We start from the raw sequence: 940 nt of genomic DNA, 5'->3' as shown, positions 1-940 counted from the left end.
ACAAACTTTAGCACTCAATGTCAGACTAAGCTGTCAACTCCTTGATGTTCCTGAATCAAGTTATTATGAACGGATTAACCGACATCCATCTAAAACTCAATTAAGGAGACAATACCTGTCACTCAAAATTTCTCAACTCTTCAATGCTAACCGAGGAATCTATGGTGCTCCTAAAATTCATCATCTTCTACTTAAACAAGGGGAAAAAGTCGGGTTAAAACTGGTACAGAAGCTAATGAAGCAACTTCAACTCAAGTCTGTAGTCATTAAGAAATTTAAGCCTGGATACTCACTAAGTGATCACATCAATCGAAAAAATCTCATACAGACTGAACCTACAAAGAAAAATAAGGTTTGGTCAACCGACATTACTTATATTCCTACTCAACAAGGATGGGGTTATCTCTCAACCATTATGGATCGTTATACTAAAAAAGTCATTGCTTGGGATTTGGGCAAGCGAATGACTGTAGAATTAGTGCAAAGAACTTTAAATAAGGCCATTAAATCACAAGACTATCCAGAAGCTGTTATTCTTCATTCTGACCAAGGAAGCCAGTATACGAGTCTAGAGTATGAAGAGTTGCTTAAGTATTATGGGATGACTCACTCTTTCAGTCGAAGGGGATACCCTTATCATAATGCCAGTCTTGAATCTTGGCATGGACATTTAAAAAGAGAGTGGGTGTATCAATTTAAATATAAGAACTTTGAAGAAGCCTATCAGAGTATTTTCTGGTACATCGAAGCCTTTTATAATTCAAAACGAATCCATCAAAGTTTAGGGTATCTTACACCTAATCAATTTGAAAAGGTAAGTGCTTAAAATAAATAGATTAAAATTCTACGTTTGTTACTCTAAAAACTTGACTTAACGTCATTATTTATTAACATGAGTTTTTGTATTCATTATAGATATAGTTTAATTAAATCATTCAGA

At 34.3% G+C, this 940-nt stretch carries 1 protein-coding gene; it reads left to right on the top strand.

Going from position 1 to position 940, the window contains the following annotated elements; genetic code table 11:
* Positions 1–826, top strand: an 826-nt coding sequence (locus ACESSC_RS09770) for an IS3-like element IS981 family transposase (protein WP_373162747.1), incomplete at its 5' end; no start/stop codon positions are given.
* Positions 827–940: the final 114 nt, after the last annotated feature.

The organism is Collinsella aerofaciens (assembly GCF_964243765.1).
In the GTDB taxonomy this organism is placed as follows: Bacteria; Actinomycetota; Coriobacteriia; order Coriobacteriales; family Coriobacteriaceae; genus Collinsella; species Collinsella aerofaciens_BU.
This window is presented reverse-complemented; position numbering and strand designations above follow the sequence as displayed.